Genomic DNA, 17308 nt, shown 5'->3' on the forward strand with positions numbered 1-17308 from the left:
CCCGTGTCCACGAACCGCCCCTACCGCCTCGGCGTGATGCTCGGTGACGGCATCGGTCCCGAGATCGTCCCCGCCTCCGTGCGCGTGGTCGACGCGGCGCTCGCCGCCGCCGGCGCCGAGCCGGTCGAGTGGCAGGAGCTGCCGCTCGGCGCCTCGGCGATCGACGAGCACGGCAGCGCCATCCCTGCGGCCACCCTGGAGGCGCTCGCCGGGCTGGACGGCTGGCTGCTCGGACCGCACGACAGCGCGGCCTACCCCGAGCCCTTCCGGTCGCAGCTGAACCCGAGCGGGGCCATCCGCAAGCACTTCGACCTGTACGCGAACATCCGGCCGGCCCGCGGGTTCGAGGGAGGCGAGGCGATCGCCCCGGACACCGACCTCGTCATCGTCCGCGAGAACACCGAGGGCTTCTACGCCGACCGCAACACGTTCGCCGGCACGGGGGAGTTCATGCCGACCGCGGACGTGGCGATCTGCCACGGTGTCTTCACCCGGCCGGCGGTCGAGCGGATCGCCCGGACGGCGTTCGAGCTGGCCCGGCGCCGGCGGAACAGGGTGACCATCGTGCACAAGGCCAACGTGCTGCAGCTGAGCTCGGGGCTGTTCAAGCGCGTCTGCCTCGAGATCGCCGAGGGCTACCCCGATGTCGCGGTGGACGACGTCCACATCGACGCGATGACGGTGCACCTGCTGCGCCGGGCGGGTGCCTTCGACGTCGTCGTCGCCGAGAACATGTTCGGTGACATCCTCTCCGACATGGCGGGCGAGCTCGCCGGATCACTGGGCATCGCGCCGTCCGTCAACGCCTCGGACGACCGCTGCATGGCGCAGGCCTCGCACGGCTCCGCGCCCGACATCGCGGGCAAGGGGCTGGCCAACCCGACCGCGATGATCCTGTCGGCGGGGATGCTGCTCGACTGGCTGGGCACGCGGCACGGCGACGAGCGCGCTGCCGACGCCGCCGTCCGCGTCGAGGACGGCGTGCGGGCGGCCGTGCGCGCCGGCGTGAGCACCCGCGACCTCGGCGGCACGGCGTCCACCGACGAGTTCGCCGCCGCCGTGGTCGAGCGCGTCACCGCGGGCAGGTCATAGCCTCCCGCCATGACCGACCAGCAGGTCCCCGCGACCACCGACCTCTGCGACGAGCACCCGGAGGCGCAGGTGTGCGAGCCGGTGTTCCAGTCCTTCGGCGGCCGCGCCGCGTTCAGCGGGCCGATCACCACGCTGAAGGTGTTCGAGGACAACACCCTGGTCAAGCAGGCGGTCGAGGGGCCCGGGGAGGGCCGGGTGCTGGTGGTCGACGGCGGGGGGTCGAGGCGCTGCGGGCTGGTCGGCGGCAACCTGGCGGTCTCCGCGGCGACCAACGGCTGGGCCGGGCTGGTCGTGTACGGCTGCATCCGGGACGCCGACGAGCTGGCCGGGCAGCCGATCGGGGTCCGCGCGCTGGCGGCCTTCCCGCGGAAGAGCGAGCGCGGGCTGCACTCCGGCCAGGTGGGCCGGCCGGTCGTCTTCGCCGGGGTGGTCTTCCGCGAGGGGGAGTGGCTCTGCGCGGACAGCGACGGCGTCGTCGTCCTGCCGGCCGCGCCGGCCTGACCGGTCAGCGCCGGCGCAGCACCCGCGCGAGCCGGTGCCCGCGGCCGGAGACCAGCTCGGCCGGCGTGACCGGGTCGGGGACCTCGGCCAGCGCGGCGTGCCGCTCGCGCAGCCGGGTGCGCACCTCCTCGGGGGTGTGCGCCCGGCGCTGCCGCTCGCCGCGGGCCAGCACCGCCCCGGTCGCCGCGACGCCGGCGAGACCGGCCAGCCCGAGCAGCTTCCACAGACGCACGGCCCTAACGTAGCGCCGTGCCCGAGCTGACCCTGGACGCCGCGGTCGACCTCACCCGCACCGGCGACGTGTGGGTCTTCCGCGGCGCCTCGGTGGCCGACCGGGCGATCCAGACGCTCACCAACGCCCCGGTCAACCACGTGGGCATGGCCGTCGTCCTGGAGGACCTGCCGCCGCTGCTCTGGCACGCCGAGCTCGGCCGCTCGCTGCCCGACGTGTGGACCGGGCAGCACCAGCGCGGCGTCCAGCTGCACGACCTCGCCGACGCCGTCCGCACCTGGCGGCACCGCTACGGGCAGCGCGCGTGGCTGCGCCAGCTGGTCGGCCCGGCCGACGACGGCGGGGTGACCCGCGAGATGGAGGACGCCGTCCTGCGCACGATCGCCCGCCTGGACGGCCGCCCGTTCCCGACCACCCCGGGGCTGGCGCGCGGCTGGCTCACCGGCCGGCTGCGCCGGGGGACGTCGGCGGAGACGGTGTACTGCGCCGAGCTGGTGGCCACCACCTACACCGCGATGGGGCTGCTCGACGGCCGGCGCCCGCGCAACGCCTACGACCCGGGCAGCTTCTGGTCCGGCGACGACCTGCGGCTGCTGCGGGGCGCGACGCTGGGCCCGGAGATCCCGGTCGAGGTGCCGGCTCAGCGCACCCGGTAGGTCGTCTGCACCATCCCGGCGGCGTACGTCTGCGTCCGCACGTGCTCGAGCAGCACGTCGGCCGGCAGCGGCCCGAACGGCGTGTGCCCCTCGCCGATGAGCACCGGCACCCGGGAGAGGGTGAGGTCCCCGATCAGCCCGGCGGCGAGGAAGGTGTGCACCAGCCGGCCGCCGTCGACGTAGACCCGCCGGTACCCGGCGGCGGTGAGCGCGGCGACCGCCTCGTCGAACGAGCGGTGCACGGTGATCCGGTCGTCGGCGCCGGGCTCGAGCGTGGTGCTGACGACGTGCACCGGCTTCCCCTGGTACGGCCACTCGGCCAGCGGCGCGATCACCCCGTAGGTGCTGCGGCCCATGACCAGCGCGTCGATGCCGCTGACGAACTCGGCGAAGCCGAAGTCACCGCCCGCCCCGTCGTCGGGCGGGCCGCCGGCCTCGTCGCCGCCGGTGAGCCAGCCGAGGTCGCCGTCGGGCCGGGCGATGAACCCGTCGACGCTCATGCCGAGGAAGACCGATCCGGTGAAGGGCGCGTCCATGGCGGTCAGGCTGCCCGACGCGGCTGTCGGACGGGGCCGTTCGACCGCGGCGACCGCCCGGAACTGTCGCCACCCTGGAGTAGGCAGGGCATGCACGACCTCCCCGACGCGTTGCACCGGACGCGGGGGACCCGCCCAGGAGGGCACCATGTTCGAGGCCACGCAGCACCAGCACTGGGGCCGGCCGGACATCGCCGCCGACCTCCTCGCCGTCGCCCTCACCCGGGGCGCCGCCCCACCCCGGGAGATCCGCATCCGTCCCGAGCTCTACGCCCGGATGGTCGCCGGGATGGGGCCCGACGAGCGCGCCGCCGTCGTCGACCGCCGCCTCCTCGGGCCGCCGCCGGGCGTGCCGGTCGTGGTCGACCCCGCGCTGCCGGAGTTCCCGGGCTTCGAGGTCGTCCGCGCCCGGCCGGGAGCAGCGGCCGGGACGCACGCCGCCGCCGCGTAGCCGCTCAGCCGACCGGCACCACCTCCGCGGCACCCAGCCGGACGACCGTGTCGCCGGCCTGCTCGACGCTGTCGTCGTGCGTCACGCAGACGACCACCCGGCCGGCGAGCGCGGTGCGCAGGTCGCGCAGCAGCGCGGCGGCGGTCGGCGGGTCCAGGTGCGCGGTCGGCTCGTCGAGCAGCACGACGTCCCGGTCTGCCAGCAGCGCCCGGGCCGCGGCCAGCCGACGCCGCTCGCCGCCGGACAGCGCGGTCCCGCCCGCGCCGACCGGGGTGTCCAGCCCGTCGGGGAGGGACACCAGCAGGCCGGCGAGGCCGGTGGCGTCGAGGGCCGCGCGCATCCGGACCTCGCCGTCCGGCCCGGCCAGCTCGCCGCGCGGCGCGGCCAGGGCCAGGTTGGCGCGGATCGTCGAGGCGAACACGTGCGCCTCCTGCGGCAGCCAGGCCAGCCGTGAGCGGACAGCGTCCCCGGTCAGCCGCGCGGTCGGGACGCCACCCAGCGCGTAGCCGCCGGAGCGGGGCCGCAGCGCCGCCAGCAGCACCGCGAGGAACGTCGACTTGCCCGCGCCCGAGGGCCCGCGCACGACCAGCCAGCCGCCGTCCGCCGCGGCCCGCGTGGTGAGCCCGCGCAGCACGTCCGGACCGCCGGGCCAGCCGGCGACCAGGCCGTCGGTGGCCAGCTCGCGCACCGGGACGGGCGCCGGCAGCGGGTCCGCGGGGTCGGCCGGCACCGGCGCGGTGAGGACGGCGTCGAGGCGGTCGCGGGCGTCGGCCAGGGTGCCCCGGCGCTGCAGGGCGGTCACCAGCCCGGCCAGCGGCTCGGCCAGCGCGAGCGGGGCCAGGGCGAGCACCGCGATCGCGGGGCCGTCGACCCCGGCCGCGGCCCCGGCCGTCGCCGCGGCGACCGCGGCCAGCCCGGTGCCGAGCACGACCACCCCGGTGCCCAGCGCGCCGGCGCGGGTGCGGGCGCGGTCGGCCGCCGTCCGGTCCGCGGCGACCGCGGCCAGGTCGGCCGCCGTCCGCCCGGCCAGGCCGTGCGCCCGCAGGTCCGCCGCGCCCTCGAGCGCGGTGGTGGTGTCGCGCAGCGCGGCGATCCGCAGGGCCGCCTCGGCGCGGGCGGCGCCGGCATCGACCCGGCGGTGCGCGACGAGGACCAGCGCCACGCTGGCCAGCAGCACCAGCGCCGCGGCCCCCGCGGCGGCGGGGGAGACCAGTGCCAGCGCGCCGACGGTCGCCGCGGTCACCGTGCCCGCGACCAGGGCCGGGGGGACGACGCGCACCGAGAGGTCCTGCACCAGGCCGACGTCGCCGACCACGCGGGCCAGGGCCGAGCCCGGCGTCCGGTCGGCTGCGGGACCCTGCGCGGCCAGCGCCCGCCAGACCCGCACCCGCAGGTCGGCGGCCAGCCGGAGCGCCGCGTCGTGCGCGGTCATCCGCTCCACCCAGCGCAGCCCGGCGCGGCCCAGCCCGAACGCCCGCACGCCGACGATCGCGACCAGCAGGGTCAGCACCGGCGGCATCTCCGCGGCCCGCACGATGAGCCAGCCCGACACGGCGGTCAGCGCGACCCCCGCGCCGGCCGACGCCGTGCCGGCGAGCACCGCCCACACCAGCGCCCGCCGCGGCCAGCGCAGCCCGTTCGCCGGCGAGGCGCTGGACCCGGTGGTAGGCGCGTCGAGCCCTGCGAACTCGTGGTGATGAGCGGCTGATGGCCACGAGTTCGCAGGTCTCGCCGCGGGGAGAGGGGACGCGGCAGGGGAGTAGAGGTCCACCGTGCGGTCGGCGAGCGCGGCCAGGCCGGCGTCGTGGGTGACCAGCAGGACGCTCACCGTGCCCCGCAGCCCGGCCAGCACCGCGGCCACGGTCGCGGCGGCGTCGTCGTCCAGGTGCGCGGTCGGCTCGTCGAGCAGCAGCAGCCGGGCGCCGCGGCGGACCCGCACCAGCGCGCGGGCCAGCGCCACCCGCTGCAGCTCGCCGGGGGACAGGGTGGTGCAGGCGCGCCCGGCCAGCGTCGTGGCGCCGACCCGGGCCAGTGCCTCGACGACGTAGGCCTCGCCGACCAGCTCGTCCACCACGTCTCGACTCCCACCCCGCCCCGAGCCCGCGTGCCGGCGCAGCTCGTCGGCGACGGTCGCGCCGGTGGTGCGCGGGTGCTGCGGCACGTACGCGACCCCGCCGGCCGGGACGCCGGTCACGGTGCCCTCGACGGTCGCCGCCGGGTCGGTCAGCCCGGCGAGGACGGCCAGCAGCGTCGACTTGCCCGAGCCGCTGGCCCCCCGGACGGCGACCAGCTCACCCGGCCGCACGGCCAGGTCGACCCGCGGCAGCGCGGCGACCGCCCGGCCGGGGAAGCGCACGGTGAGCCCGCGGACGGCGACGTCGGCGCCGCGCGGGTCGTCGTCGTCCTGCGGGGGAGCCGGGACGGCGACCGGGACGGCCAGCACGGCGCGGGCCTCGGCGGCGGCCAGCGCGGCGTCCTCGCCGGCGTGGTGGGCCGCCCCCAGCGCGCGCAGCGGGGTGAACGCCTCCGGCGCCAGCAGCAGCGCGGTGAGGCCGACCGCCAGCTCGAGGTCACCGTGGACCAGCCGCAGGCCCACGGTCACCGCGACCAGCGCGACCGACAAGGTGGCGAGCAGCTCCAGCACGAGGGCGGAGAGGAAGGCCAGCCGCAGGGTCGACAGCGTGCGGCGACGCGAGGCCTCGCCCAGCTCGGCGAGCGCGGCGGCCTGCTCCGCGGCCCGGCCCAGCCCGACCAGCACCGGCAGCCCGCGCACCAGCTCGGCGACGTGCGCGGCGATCCGGTCCAGCGCGCGGGCGGCGGCGGTCGTGCCGTCCCGGGTGGTCAGCCCGACCAGCACCATGAACACCGGCACCAGCGGCAGGGTGACCGCGACCAGGACGGCCGAGAGCAGGTCGGTCCAGGCCAGCACGACGAGCAGCACCGGCGGCACGACCAGCGCCTGGGCCAGCGCCGGGAGACGGGTGGCGAGCGCCGGCCCGAGGTCGGCCAGCCGGGTGGTGGCCAGTACCGCCGCGGGACCCGGTCCGCCGGCGGCCGCGACCGCCGCCGGAGAGACGGCCAGCCGGGCGGTCAGCGCCGTCCGCAGCTCCTCCTCGGCGCGGCGGGCGTCCCGGGCGGCGAGCAGCTCACCGGCCCAGCCGGCGACCGCGCGCAGTGCCACGCCGGCGGCCGCGACGAGCAGCGGGCCGGTCAGCCCGCCGTCCGCCTGCCCCGCCGCGCGGGCGACCGCGTGCGCCAGGCCGGCGGCGAGCAGCACCAGCCCGGCCACCTGGACCAGGGCGGCGACCGCGGCGCGGAGGAGCGCCCCGGTCACCCCGGGGACGCCGGCCAGCGCCCCCAGCGGCCCGCGGTCCGAGGTGCCTTTATCGCGATATCGGCGGTTCACGGGTGGGCCCCGACGTGCTGCGCCTCGGCGGTGAGCCGCTTGCGGAACACCCAGTAGGTCCAGGCCTGGTAGCCCAGCACCACCGGCAGCCCGACCCCGGCGGCCCAGGTCATCACCGTGAGCGTGTAGTCGCTGACCGAGGCGTCGGCGATCGTGACGTCGAACGCCGGGTCGACCGTGGAGGGGACGACGACCGGGTACGCCGCCCCGAACACCGTCGCGGCGGCCGCCGCCAGCATCGCGCCCCACGCCGCGAACCCCTGGCCCTCGCGGCCGACCCGCAGCCGTGCCCAGGCGACCAGCACCGCCAGCGCGGCGACCAGCCACAGCGCGCCGGTGACCGGCGTGCCGGACCGCAGGTGCACCAGGCCGGCCCAGGCCAGCATCGGCAGCGCGGCCACCGGCGCCCACCGCAGCGCGAAGCGCCGGGCGGCGACCCGCAGCGGGCCGTCGGTCTTCAGCGACAGGAACACCGCGCCGTGCACCACCGAGAAGGCCAGGACGGCGACCGCGCCGAGCAGCGCCGGCCAGCCCAGCCCGGAGAGCGCGCCGCCGACGCGGATGCCGCCCTCGCCGATCGGCAGGCCCAGGGTGGTCGCCCCGAGCGCGGCGCCGATGCCGGCCGCGGCGACCAGCGAGCCGCCGGTGACGACCCGGGTCCAGGTGGTGTCCCACGCCTCGGTGGAGTGCGAGTGCCGCCACTCGAAGGCCACCGCGCGGACGATCAGGCCGAACAGCACCAGCACGAAGGGCAGGTAGAGCGCCGGCAGCCAGGTGGCGTACCAGCCGGGGAAGGCGGCGAACACCGCGCCGACGGCGGTGATCAGCCAGACCTCGTTGCCGTCCCACAGCGGGCCGATGGTGCGCAGCATGAGGTGCCGCTCGGCGGTGCGCCGGCCGAGCACCGGCAGCAGCGCGGCGACGCCGAAGTCGAAGCCCTCGAGCAGCAGGAAGCCGGTCCACAGCAGGGCGACGGCGGCGAACCAGAGGGTCTGCAGGTCCACGGGAAGGCTCCTCAGTACGCGAAGGACAGGACGTCGTCGTCGTCCTCGTCACGGGACTCCGGCGTGCCCTCGGGTGTGTGGCCCGGGGTCGGGGCGCCGTCCCCGGTGGTGACGCCGCGGCGCACGAACCGGGTGATCAGCCACAGCTCGACGACGGCCAGCGCTCCGTAGACGAGGGTCAGCAGCGACAGCGACGTCCAGACCTCGGCGGCGGTGACGCCGGGCGAGACGGCCTGCGCGGTGAAGAACCAGGTCTGCTCGTCCACCGGGACGTCGGGGTTCGGGTACACGACGAAGGGCTGGCGGCCCATCTCGGTGAAGACCCACCCGGTCGCGTTGGCCACGAACGGCGCGGCGACGGCGAGCAGCGAGCCGTACACGCCGATCCGCGAGGTCGGCACCCGGCCCTTCCGGGTGGCCCACAGCACGTAGGCGGCGACGCCGGCGGAGACCGCGCCCATGCCGATCATGAGCCGGAAGCTCCAGTAGCTGACCGCCAGCAGGGGCGTGTAGTCGACCTCCTCGCCGGCGAGCGCGCCGAACCGCGACGGGTCGTCGGGGTAGGTCTCGCCGTAGACCGCGGCGTACTCCTCCTGCAGCTGGTTGACACCCGGGACGGCGCTGGAGAAGTCGCCGTGGGCGAGGAAGGACACCAGCCCGGGGACGGTGATCGAGTGGACGTCGTCGCACTCGTTGGACCCCAGCTTGCTCCAGGCGAAGACGGAGAACGGGGCCGGCGCCTCGGTCTCGCACAGCGCCTCGGCCGAGCTCATCTTCAGCGGCTGCTGGGCGTACATGAGCTTGCCCTGCCAGTCGCCGGTGAGGGCGACGAGGACGAAGGCGGCCAGCGACACCCAGCCGCCCAGGCGCACCGAGCGGCGCCACACGCCGTGGTCGACGTCCTCCGGCCGACCCGCCAGCTCCCGCCGGCGCAGGTGCCACAGGCCGATCCCGACCAGCAGGGCGCCGGCGACCATGAGCGCGGCGACGACGGCGTGGCTGAAGGCGGCCAGCGCGGTGTTGTTGGTCAGGACGGCGAGGAAGTCGACCTGCACCGGGCGTCCGGTGGCGTCGTCCACCTCGACCCCGACCGGGTGCTGCATCCAGGAGTTGGCCGCGATGATGAAGTAGGCGCTCACGATCGAGCCGACGACCGCCGCCCACAGCGCGGCCAGGTGCAGCTTCTTGGGGATGCGGCCCCAGCCGAAGATCCACAGGCCCAGGAAGGTCGACTCGAGGAAGAAGGCCAGCAGCGCCTCCAGGGCCAGCAGCGAGCCGAAGACGTCGCCGACGAAGCGCGAGTACTCGCTCCACGCCAGGCCGAACTGGAACTCCTGCACCAGCCCGGTGGCCACGCCGAGGACGAAGTTGATCAGGTAGACGCGGCCCCAGAAGCGGGTCATCCGCAGCCACTCGGGCGAGCCCGTGCGCACCCACATCGTCTGCATGACCGCGACCAGGAGCCCCAGCCCGATGGTCAGCGGGACCATCAGGAAGTGGTAGACGGTCGTGATGCCGAACTGCCAGCGCGCGATGTCCAACACGTCGAGGTCCAGGACGTCCACGGCGGGCCCCTCTCCGGTCGTCGTACCATCGACGCATTCTTTCTACGCCTCGTAGAAGGACAACTTCTACACGACGTAGAAAAGTCCGGTGTGATCCCGGGGACAGGAGGAGCGGTGGCCTCGCTGGGAGAACTGGAGCGCGCGGTGATGGACCGGCTGTGGTCGGCCGGCGGCCCGCTCGCCGCCACCGAGCTGCGCGACGGGCTGGCCGACCGGGGGCTGGCGCTGACCACCGTGCACACCGTGCTGAGCCGGCTGGAGCAGAAGGGCTTCGTCGTCCACGACGACGCCCGGCCGCGGCGCTTCCGCGCCCGCGGCACCCGCGAGGACCACGCCGCCGAGCTGATGCACGAGGTGCTCGGCCAGGCCGGCGACCGGCAGGCGGTGCTGGCCCGCTTCGTCGGCGGCGTCGACCCCGACGAGGCCCGGCTGCTGCGCGAGCTGCTGGCCCGCGCGACCGGGCCGGACGGCGTTCCCGGCTGACCTCGCCGCCCGCCGCCTGATGCTGCCCGCCACCGCGGCCGCCCTCGCCGTGCTGGCCGCGCTGCTGGCGTGGCCGGTGCCGGCGCTGCTGGCCCGCGCCCGCTGGCCGCGCCGCGACCCGCTCGTCGCCCTGGTCTGCTGGCAGGCGATCGGCCTGGCCGGCGGGCTGTCGATCATCGGCGCGCTGCTGGTGCACGGCCTCGCGCCGTGGGGCCACTCGCTGCCCGAGGCCGCCTGGTCGGTGCTCACCCGGCAGCCCGCCGAGGCGCCGGTCCGCGGCGACCACTGGGTCACCCTGACCCTCGCCGGCGTGCTCGCCACCGAGCTGGTCGGCGTCCTGCTGCTGTCGTGGGTGCGCACCGCCCGCGCCCGCCGCCGGCACCGCGCGCTGCTGGAGCTCGTCGTCCAGCCGGCCTCGCTGCCCGACGCCCGGCTGCTCGAGCACCCCGCCCCGGTGGCCTTCTGCATCCCCGGCGCGCGACCGCTGCTGGTGCTGTCCTCCGGCATGGTCGCCGAGCTCGACGACGCCCAGCTGGCCGCCGTCGTGGCGCACGAGCGGGCGCACCTGCGCGAGCACCACCACCTGTACCTGCTGCCGTTCGTGGCGTGGGAGGCCGCGCTCCCGGTGCTGCCGGCCGCCGCCCGCGCGCACGCCGCCGTGCGCGCGCTGGTGGAGATGCGCGCCGACGACGTGGCGCTGGGCTCGCTGCCCGGCCCGGCGCCCCGGCGGGCGCTGGCCCAGGCGATCGTCGTCGCGGCCGGCGGCGCCGGGGGAGCGGGCGTGCCGTCGGGGGCGCTCGCGGTCACCGGCAGTGCGGTCGCCTCCCGGGTGGTGCGGCTGCTCGAGCCGCCGTCCCCCCTGCCGGGCTGGACGCGGGGAGCCGCGCTGCTGTCGGCCGGCCTGCTGCTCCTGGTCCCCACCGCGCTGCTGCTGCTCCCCGCGCTAGAACTGCCTTTATCGCGATAAAGGCAGTTCGAGCGCCGGGCGGCCCGGTCGGCGGTGGGGCAGGCTCCGTGCGTGGCCGAGACCGTCGTGACCCCGTTCCGCGTCGACGTGCCGCAGGAGGACGTCGACGACCTCACCGACCGGCTGCGGCGCACCCGCTGGCCGGTCGCCCAGGACCTCGCCGGTGAGCGCGGCATCCCGACCGACCGGGTCCGGGCGCTGGTCGGACGGTGGACGACGGCCTGGGACTGGCGGGCGCAGGAGGCCGCGCTCAACGCCTGGCCGCAGGTGGTCACGACGGTCGACGGCACCCGGGTGCACGCGCTGCACGTGCGCTCCCCGGAGCCGGACGCCGTCCCACTGGTGCTGCTGCACGGCTGGCCCGGGTCGGTGGTCGAGTTCCTCCGGGTGCTCGGGCCGCTGAGCGACCCCGCGGCGCACGGCGGCGACCCGGCCGACGCGGTGCACCTCGTCGTCCCGTCGCTGCCCGGCTACGGCTTCTCCGGCCCCACGCCGGACGGCGGGTGGACGCCGGCCCGGATGGCCCGCGCGGTCGCCGAGCTCGTCGCCCGGCTCGGGTACGACCGCTACGTCGTCCACGGCGGCGACTGGGGCTCCCACGTCGGGCGCGATCTCGCCGCGGCCGACGCGGCGCACGTCGCCGGCCTGCACGTGACGATGACGCCGGGACCGGCGATGGACGGCGACCCGGCCGCGGCCGAGAAGGCGGCCCACTACGCCCGCGAGCTCTCCGGCTACGCCAAGGTGCAGGGCACCCGCCCGCTCTCGCTGGCGCCCGCGCTGACCGACTCGCCGGCCGGGCTGCTGGCCTGGATCGCCGAGCGCTTCGCCGAGTGGACCGACCCGGCGAGCGAGATCGACGAGGACCAGCTGCTGACCAACGTCGCCGTCTACTGGTTCACCCGCACCGGGCCGTCGTCGGCGCAGCTGTACTGGGAGCGCGCGCACGCGCCCGCGCCCGGGTGGTCGCGGGACGTGCCGACCGGCGTCGCGGTGCTGCCGCACGACCTGTTCCGGCCGCCCCGCGCGACGGTGGAGGAGGCGGTGGACCTGGTGTCGTGGACCGAGTTCCCGCGCGGCGGGCACTTCGCGGCGATGGAGGTCCCGGACCTGCTCGTCGAGGAGCTCCGCCGGTTCGTCCGCGCCGTCGCGCGGTGAGCGGGGTCAGGCGGGGTCAGCGGCGTCGCCCTGCCCGGGCTCCTGCCGTGGGGCGACGGCCGGTGCCAGGACCGCGTACCCCGCAGCGACCGCGCCGCTGATGACCGCCGCCCGCCGGTAGCGGGGCGAGCGCACCAGCGGCGCCATGCTCGCCGCGTGCAGCAGGTCCACCGCCGAGCCGACGCGGACGACGCTCGGCGTCGGCACGGCCAGGACGGCGGCGTGCTGGACCACCAGCCGGGCACCCAGCAGCGGCACCGCCCAGCGCCGGGATGCGGGGAGCTCGGGGCAGAGGGCGTCGACGACCCGCCTCGGCGCGGAGAGCAGGGTGAGCCCCCAGAGGACTCCGGCTCCGCCGAGGAGACGGGTGAGCCGGCGGCGCCTGTCGTCCGCAGTCATGGCCGTCGCGCCCTCCTCCGACGTGGTCCGGGTCAGGTGTCGTGCTCTGCCCACCAGTGTGGGCAGAGCACGACCTCCTCGGGAGGGGATCCGGGTCAGGCGGCCGGGACGGCGGCGCGGCGGCCCGAGGGGACGGCGGTGGTCGCATCCGCGTTGCCCGGCAGCGGGGCGAACCGGCGCAGCCGCAGGCTGTTGGTCACCACGAACACCGAGCTGAACGCCATCGCCGCGCCGGCGATCATCGGGTTGAGCAGCCCGGCCATCGCCAGCGGGATCGCCGCGACGTTGTAGGCGAACGCCCAGAACAGGTTGCCCTTGATGACCGCCAGGGTGCGCCGGGCCAGCCGGATCGCGTCGGCCGCGGCCCGCAGGTCACCGCGCACCAGCGTGAGGTCGGAGGCCTGGATCGCCACGTCGGTGCCGGTGCCCATGGCCAGCCCGAGGTCGGCCTGCGCCAGCGCCGCGGCGTCGTTCACCCCGTCGCCGACCATGGCCACGACCCGCCCCCCGGCCTGCAGCCGGCGGACGGCGTCCACCTTCTCCTGGGGCAGCACCTCGGCGACCACCTCGTCGATGCCGACCTCGGCGGCCACGGCGCGGGCCACGGTCGCGTTGTCGCCGGTCAGCAGCACCGGGTGCAGGCCGAGGTCCCGCAGCTGGCGGACCGCCTCGGCCGAGGTCTCCTTGACCGCGTCGGCGACGGCCAGCACCCCGCGGACGGCGCCGTCCCACGCGACCAGGACGGCGGTCCGCCCGGCGGCCTCGGCGTCGGCCTGCGCGCGCTGCACCCCGGCCGGCACGGTCACGCCCTCGCGCGCCAGCAGTCCGGCCCGCCCGACGAGCACGGCCGTCCCGTCGACGACGCCGCGCACGCCGAGCCCGGCCTCGTTGGCGAAGCCGGTGACCGGCCGCAGCGGGCCGGTGCGCACGGCGGCCGCCTCGGCCACGGCCCGCGCGAGCGGGTGCTCGGAACCGTGCTCCAGCGCGCCGGCCAGCGCCAGCACCCGGTCGGCGTCCTCACCGGGTGCGGGGACGACGTCGGCCAGGGTCATCCGGCCGGTGGTGACCGTGCCGGTCTTGTCCAGCACCACGGTGTCGACGGCGCGGGTGGACTCCAGCACCTCGGGGCCCTTGATCAGGATGCCGAGCTGGGCGCCGCGGCCGGTGCCGACCATCAGCGCGGTCGGCGTGGCCAGCCCCAGCGCGCACGGGCAGGCGATGATCAGCACGGCGACCGCGGCGGTGAAGGCCGCCGGCAGGCCGGCGCCCGCGCCGATCCAGAAGCCGAGCGTCGCGACCGCGAGCGCCAGCACGATCGGCACGAAGACGCCGGAGATCCGGTCGGCCAGCCGCTGCACCTCGGCCTTGCCGTTCTGCGCCTCCTCGACCAGTCGGGCCATCTGCGCCAGCTGGGTGTCGGTCCCGACCCGGGTGGCCCGCACGACGAGCCGGCCGCCGGCGTTGACGGTGGCGCCGACGACGGCGTCCCCGGGACCGACCTCGACCGGCACCGACTCGCCGGTGAGCATCGAGGCGTCGACGGCCGAGGCGCCCTCGGTCACCACGCCGTCCGCGGCGATCTTCTCCCCGGGGCGGACGACGAACTCCTCGCCCACGGCGAGCCGCTCGACGGGCACCCGGGTCTCGACGCCGCCGCGCAGCACCGCGACCTCCTTGGCGCCGAGTTCCAGCAGCGCCCGCAGCGCCGCGCCGGCCCGCCGCTTGGAGCGGGCCTCGACGTACCTGCCGGCCAGCAGGAACGTGGTGACGCCGGCCGCGGCCTCGAGGTAGACGTTCGCGCTGCCGTCGGTGCGGGCGATGGTCAGCTCGAACGGGTGCGTCATGCCCGGCTCGCCGGCGGTGCCGAGGAACAGCGCGTACAGCGACCAGAGGAACGCCGCACCGGTGCCGAGGGAGACCAAGGTGTCCATGGTGGCCGCGCCGTGCCGCAGGTTGGTCCAGGCGGCGCGGTGGAACGGCAGCCCGCCCCACACCACGACCGGCGCGGCGAGGGTGAGCGAGAGCCACTGCCAGTAGGTGAACTGCAGCGCCGGGACCATCGCCATCGCGACCACCGGCACGGTGAGCAGCGTGGAGACGACCAGCCGCTGCCGCAGCGGCCGCGTGGGGTCGTCGTCGGCCGGCTCCGCGTCCGGCGCGGGCGGCTCCGGGAGCGCGGCGGTGTAGCCGGTCCGCTCGACGGTGGCGATCAGGTCGTCGGGCGTGACGTCCCCGCCGTAGCTGACCCGCGCCTTCTCGGTGGCGTAGTTGACCGTCGCGGTCACGCCGTCCATCCGGTTCAGCTTCTTCTCGACGCGCGCCGCGCAGGACGCGCAGGTCATGCCGCCGATGACGAGCTCGACCTCACCGGTCCGGACGTCGGGGGTGCTCATTGCTGCGTCTCCTCAGCCGCCGTGCCCGTGGCCGGCCGGCTCGTCGGGTGCCGCCCCACCCGTCGCGGGGACGGTGAAGGCGGCGGTGTGCACGGCGTCGCCGTGCCGGAAGTCCAGGAACAGCCGGTAGCTGCCGGCGGACGGCGCGGTCGCGGCGAACTCCATGTGCGGGCCCGGGGCCGGGGCGACGGAGTCGTCCTCGACGGGGTGCACGTGCAGGTACTCCAGGTCCCCCTCGCGCAGCGCCACCAGGTGGCCGTACGCGCCGAGGTACGGCTGCAGGTCGGTCACCGGGACGCCGTCCCGGCTGACGCTGAACGTCAGCCCGGATGCCGCGCCGGGGGTCAGGTCGCCGGTCAGCACGACGGTGTAGCCGTCGACCTCGGCGACCGTGGACGGCCCGGGCAGCGGCTGGGGGTCGTACGGGCCGGCCACCTGCAGGTCGCCGGTCAGCGCGAGGTCCCCGCCGGCGGCGGGCGTGGTGTCGACGACCAGCCGCCAGCTGCCCGGGGTGAGCGTGAGCGGCGCCGTCCAGGTGCCGTCGGCCGCCATCTCCGGGTGCACGTGCTGGTAGCCGGCCAGGTCGCTGCGGACCGCGACCAGGTGCAGGTCCTCGCCGTGGTCCTCGGTGTACGCGGTCACCGGGGCGCCGTCGGCGCCGAGCACCCGGAAGGCGACCGTCGCCGTCCCCGGGGCCGGCCGCTCGTCGAGGACGTCGAGGACGTACCCGGCCTCGGCCTCGGCCCCGGCCGCGACCTGGGCCGCGGGGGCGCTGGTGTGCGCCTCCGGGGCACCGATCGGGCCGACCGCCGCGCCGACACCCACGGCGCCGGCGAAGACGGCACCGAGGCCGGCGGCGACGACCGCGAGCCGCACCGGGGTCCTCATCTCAGTCACCCGTGACCGAGTAGCCGGCCTCCTCGACCGCGGCGCGAACGGCGCCCTCGTCGACCGGCTCGCTGCTGGTGACGGTCAGGCCGCCGCTGGCCAGGTCGACGTCCACGGCGGTGACCCCGGGGACGGTGCCGACCTCCTCGGTCACGGCGTTCACGCAGTGCCCGCAGGTCATGCCCACGACGGTGTAGCTGGCGGTGCTCACAGGGGGTTCCTCTCAGCGGTTGGGTCGGGCGGGAGTGGAGGCGCGGCTCAGGACCGGACGAGGCGGGCGATCGCCTCGGAGGCCTCGCGGACCTTCTCGTCGGCCTCGCGGCCGCCGGCCTGCGCGGCCTGGACGACGCAGTGCGACAGGTGCTCCTCGACCAGGCCGAGGGCGACCGACTGCAGCGCCTTCGTCATCGCCGAGACCTGGGTGAGGATGTCGATGCAGTACTTCTCGTCCTCGACCATCCGCTGCAGGCCGCGGGCCTGCCCCTCGATGCGGCGTAGCCGCTTGAGGTAGTCGTCCTTGCGCTGGATGTAGCCGTGCTGTCCGGATGCGGTGTGCTCCACGGTGGGTCCTCCCGGCGCCCCGGCGGGCGCTCGAGGAGAACCATACCCCCCTAGGGCATGTCGTGCAGGTGTCGGTCGTCACCCCGGCCGCGCAGCCGGTCGACGGTGGCCTGCAGCCGCTCGCCGTCGGCCCGGGCGTCGGCCAGTTCGTCCTGCAGCCCGAGGATCACCTCGGCCGACGCGAGGGTGTGCCCCTCGTCGAGCAGCGCGCGCAGTCGGGCGGCGAGGGTCAGCTGGTGGCGGGAGTAGCGGCGGTGGCCACCGGGGGAGCGGTGCGGCTGGAGGACGCCGGCGGTGTCCAGGCTGCGCAGGAAGGCCGCCTGGACACCGAGCAGCGCCGCGGCCTGGCTCATGGTCAGCGCGGGGTAGTCCGGGTCGTCGAGCCGGCCGACCGGGTCCTCGTCCCGGGAGCCGGGCGTGCTCATGGCGGTCCTCCGGGTCTCCAGATGGCGCGGGGGCCGGGTCCGTGCGGACCCGGCCCCCGGTGGGTTGCCGCCGATCAGCTCTCGACGGACTTGCGCTCGGACGACTCGCCCTCGATGGTCCGCCCCTCCACGGCGGAGGGCGTGTCGGCCCGGCTGACCGTGATCTTTCGGGCCTTCGCCTTCTCGGCGACCGGGATGCTCACCGTCAGCACGCCGTCGTGGTAGTGCGCCTCGAGCCGGTCGGTGTCCAGGCTCCGGCCGAGCACCAGCTGCCGGGTGTAGCTGCCGTAGGGCCGCTCGGCGATCGCCCACTCGGCGTTCTCCAGGTGCGGCACCGAGCGCTCCGCGGTGACGGTCAGCGTGGTGCCCTCGACCTGCAGGTCGATCGAGCCGGGGTCGACGCCGGGCAGGTCGAAGTGGGCGACGAAGTTGTCGCCGACGCGGTAGGCGTCCATCGGCATGCCCGACAGCGGTCGGGCGGTCAGCCCGCCGCCCCGGCCGGTCAGCTGGTCCAGGGCCCGGAAGGCGGCGTTCGTGGCGGCGAACGGGTCGTAGGCGGTCAGCATGGCCATGGCTCTCGTCAACCTCCTG

The 17308-nt window shown here is 76.5% G+C and carries 19 protein-coding genes; 7 read left to right on the forward strand and 12 right to left on the reverse strand.

All coding sequences use genetic code 11. The annotated features are described in order from the left end of the window. The first annotated feature begins 3 nt into the window (after positions 1-3). Positions 4-1092: an isocitrate/isopropylmalate dehydrogenase family protein gene (locus tag BLR12_RS19890; protein WP_255363652.1), complete on the forward strand. Its 1089-nt coding sequence runs from the start codon at positions 4-6 to the stop codon at positions 1090-1092. 9 nt (positions 1093-1101) lie between these two features. Next, on the forward strand, positions 1102-1593 hold the full coding sequence (gene rraA / locus BLR12_RS19895) for a ribonuclease E activity regulator RraA (protein ID WP_091381775.1): 492 nt from the start codon (positions 1102-1104) through the stop codon (positions 1591-1593). 4 nt (positions 1594-1597) lie between these two features. On the opposite strand, the gene BLR12_RS19900 is transcribed toward rraA, so the two are convergent. After that, positions 1598-1825 carry a hypothetical protein gene (locus BLR12_RS19900; protein ID WP_091381777.1) on the reverse strand — a complete coding sequence of 76 codons (228 nt, stop codon included), beginning with the start codon at positions 1823-1825 and terminating at the stop codon, positions 1598-1600. Positions 1826-1842: 17 nt separating this feature from the next. Here BLR12_RS19900 and BLR12_RS19905 point away from each other — a divergent pair, with 17 nt between their 5' ends. Then, on the forward strand, positions 1843-2481 hold the full coding sequence (locus tag BLR12_RS19905) for a hypothetical protein (RefSeq protein ID WP_091381779.1): 639 nt from the start codon (positions 1843-1845) through the stop codon (positions 2479-2481). Here BLR12_RS19905 and BLR12_RS19910 read toward each other — a convergent pair. Continuing rightward, positions 2466-3017 carry a dihydrofolate reductase family protein gene (locus tag BLR12_RS19910; RefSeq protein ID WP_091381781.1) on the reverse strand — a complete coding sequence of 184 codons (552 nt, stop codon included), beginning with the start codon at positions 3015-3017 and terminating at the stop codon, positions 2466-2468. The two genes, BLR12_RS19905 and BLR12_RS19910, sit on opposite strands and share 16 nt — an antisense overlap. 148 nt (positions 3018-3165) lie before the next feature. Between BLR12_RS19910 and BLR12_RS19915 the strand changes: the two genes are divergently transcribed. Further along, a complete protein-coding gene (locus tag BLR12_RS19915) occupies positions 3166-3468 on the forward strand; it encodes a hypothetical protein (protein ID WP_091381783.1) in 303 nt (100 codons plus the stop codon). A gap of 4 nt (positions 3469-3472) precedes the next feature. Here BLR12_RS19915 and cydC read toward each other — a convergent pair whose 3' ends face one another. From cydC to BLR12_RS19930, 3 genes are read right to left on the reverse strand one after another with little or no spacing between them, the layout of a single operon-like run. Next, positions 3473-6874 (reverse strand): thiol reductant ABC exporter subunit CydC, encoded by a 3402-nt coding sequence (gene cydC, locus BLR12_RS19920; RefSeq protein ID WP_091381785.1) that lies wholly within the window; start codon positions 6872-6874, stop codon positions 3473-3475. After that, on the reverse strand, positions 6871-7878 hold the full coding sequence (gene cydB, locus BLR12_RS19925; protein WP_091381787.1) for a cytochrome d ubiquinol oxidase subunit II: 1008 nt from the start codon (positions 7876-7878) through the stop codon (positions 6871-6873). Before cydB ends, cydC begins: the two co-directional genes overlap by 4 nt. An 11-nt stretch (positions 7879-7889) precedes the next feature. Next, positions 7890-9443 carry a cytochrome ubiquinol oxidase subunit I gene (locus BLR12_RS19930; protein WP_091381789.1) on the reverse strand — a complete coding sequence of 518 codons (1554 nt, stop codon included), beginning with the start codon at positions 9441-9443 and terminating at the stop codon, positions 7890-7892. A 114-nt stretch (positions 9444-9557) separates the two neighbouring features. Between BLR12_RS19930 and BLR12_RS19935 the strand changes: the two genes are divergently transcribed. Genes BLR12_RS19935 through BLR12_RS19945 form a run of 3 tightly spaced genes read left to right on the forward strand, consistent with a single transcriptional unit; the run spans position 9558 to position 12051 of the window. Further along, a complete protein-coding gene (locus tag BLR12_RS19935) occupies positions 9558-9926 on the forward strand; it encodes a BlaI/MecI/CopY family transcriptional regulator (RefSeq protein WP_091381791.1) in 369 nt (122 codons plus the stop codon). Between the two features lie 19 nt (positions 9927-9945). Next, complete coding sequence (locus tag BLR12_RS19940) at positions 9946-10893, forward strand: M56 family metallopeptidase (RefSeq protein WP_091381794.1); 948 nt, start codon at positions 9946-9948, stop codon at positions 10891-10893. A gap of 51 nt (positions 10894-10944) precedes the next feature. Then, on the forward strand, positions 10945-12051 hold the full coding sequence (locus tag BLR12_RS19945) for an epoxide hydrolase family protein (protein ID WP_176832608.1): 1107 nt from the start codon (positions 10945-10947) through the stop codon (positions 12049-12051). A gap of 6 nt (positions 12052-12057) precedes the next feature. Here the strand turns inward: BLR12_RS19945 and BLR12_RS19950 are convergent, their stop codons facing one another. The 7 genes from BLR12_RS19950 to BLR12_RS19980 all read right to left on the reverse strand — a co-directional run bounded on the left by BLR12_RS19950 (position 12058) and on the right by BLR12_RS19980 (position 17289). Continuing rightward, positions 12058-12450 carry a hypothetical protein gene (locus tag BLR12_RS19950; protein ID WP_091381796.1) on the reverse strand — a complete coding sequence of 131 codons (393 nt, stop codon included), beginning with the start codon at positions 12448-12450 and terminating at the stop codon, positions 12058-12060. Positions 12451-12545: 95 nt separating this feature from the next. After that, a complete protein-coding gene (locus BLR12_RS19955; RefSeq protein ID WP_091381798.1) occupies positions 12546-14843 on the reverse strand; it encodes a heavy metal translocating P-type ATPase in 2298 nt (765 codons plus the stop codon). Between the two features lie 12 nt (positions 14844-14855). Then, the gene (locus tag BLR12_RS19960; RefSeq protein ID WP_091381800.1) at positions 14856-15731 is read right to left on the reverse strand and encodes a hypothetical protein; all 876 of its coding nucleotides are present in this window, start codon (positions 15729-15731) and stop codon (positions 14856-14858) included. Between the two features lies 1 nt (position 15732). Next, positions 15733-15942 (reverse strand): heavy-metal-associated domain-containing protein, encoded by a 210-nt coding sequence (locus tag BLR12_RS19965; RefSeq protein ID WP_091381801.1) that lies wholly within the window; start codon positions 15940-15942, stop codon positions 15733-15735. A 47-nt stretch (positions 15943-15989) separates the two neighbouring features. Continuing rightward, positions 15990-16292 carry a metal-sensitive transcriptional regulator gene (locus BLR12_RS19970; RefSeq protein WP_091381803.1) on the reverse strand — a complete coding sequence of 101 codons (303 nt, stop codon included), beginning with the start codon at positions 16290-16292 and terminating at the stop codon, positions 15990-15992. A 50-nt stretch (positions 16293-16342) separates the two neighbouring features. After that, positions 16343-16717 carry a helix-turn-helix domain-containing protein gene (locus BLR12_RS19975; RefSeq protein WP_091381805.1) on the reverse strand — a complete coding sequence of 125 codons (375 nt, stop codon included), beginning with the start codon at positions 16715-16717 and terminating at the stop codon, positions 16343-16345. 74 nt (positions 16718-16791) lie between these two features. Continuing rightward, a complete protein-coding gene (locus tag BLR12_RS19980) occupies positions 16792-17289 on the reverse strand; it encodes an Hsp20/alpha crystallin family protein (RefSeq protein ID WP_091381807.1) in 498 nt (165 codons plus the stop codon). Positions 17290-17308 lie beyond the last annotated feature (19 nt).

Source organism: Geodermatophilus sp. DSM 45219 (assembly GCF_900104025.1).
GTDB lineage: Bacteria > Actinomycetota > Actinomycetes > Mycobacteriales > Geodermatophilaceae > Geodermatophilus.

What these genes read in the sequence shown, in the direction of transcription:
- rraA (WP_091381775.1), top strand. Translation starts at nt 1,102, where the DNA reads ATGACCGACCAGCAGGTCCCCGCGACCACCGACCTCTGCGACGAGCAC.
- BLR12_RS19910 (WP_091381781.1), bottom strand. Translation starts at nt 3,017, where the DNA reads ATGGACGCGCCCTTCACCGGATCGGTCTTCCTCGGCATGAGCGTCGAC.
- BLR12_RS19915 (WP_091381783.1), top strand. Translation starts at nt 3,166, where the DNA reads ATGTTCGAGGCCACGCAGCACCAGCACTGGGGCCGGCCGGACATCGCC.
- BLR12_RS19940 (WP_091381794.1), top strand. Translation starts at nt 9,946, where the DNA reads ATGCTGCCCGCCACCGCGGCCGCCCTCGCCGTGCTGGCCGCGCTGCTG.
- BLR12_RS19950 (WP_091381796.1), bottom strand. Translation starts at nt 12,450, where the DNA reads ATGACTGCGGACGACAGGCGCCGCCGGCTCACCCGTCTCCTCGGCGGA.
- BLR12_RS19955 (WP_091381798.1), bottom strand. Translation starts at nt 14,843, where the DNA reads ATGAGCACCCCCGACGTCCGGACCGGTGAGGTCGAGCTCGTCATCGGC.
- BLR12_RS19960 (WP_091381800.1), bottom strand. Translation starts at nt 15,731, where the DNA reads ATGAGGACCCCGGTGCGGCTCGCGGTCGTCGCCGCCGGCCTCGGTGCC.
- BLR12_RS19975 (WP_091381805.1), bottom strand. Translation starts at nt 16,717, where the DNA reads ATGAGCACGCCCGGCTCCCGGGACGAGGACCCGGTCGGCCGGCTCGAC.
- BLR12_RS19980 (WP_091381807.1), bottom strand. Translation starts at nt 17,289, where the DNA reads ATGGCCATGCTGACCGCCTACGACCCGTTCGCCGCCACGAACGCCGCC.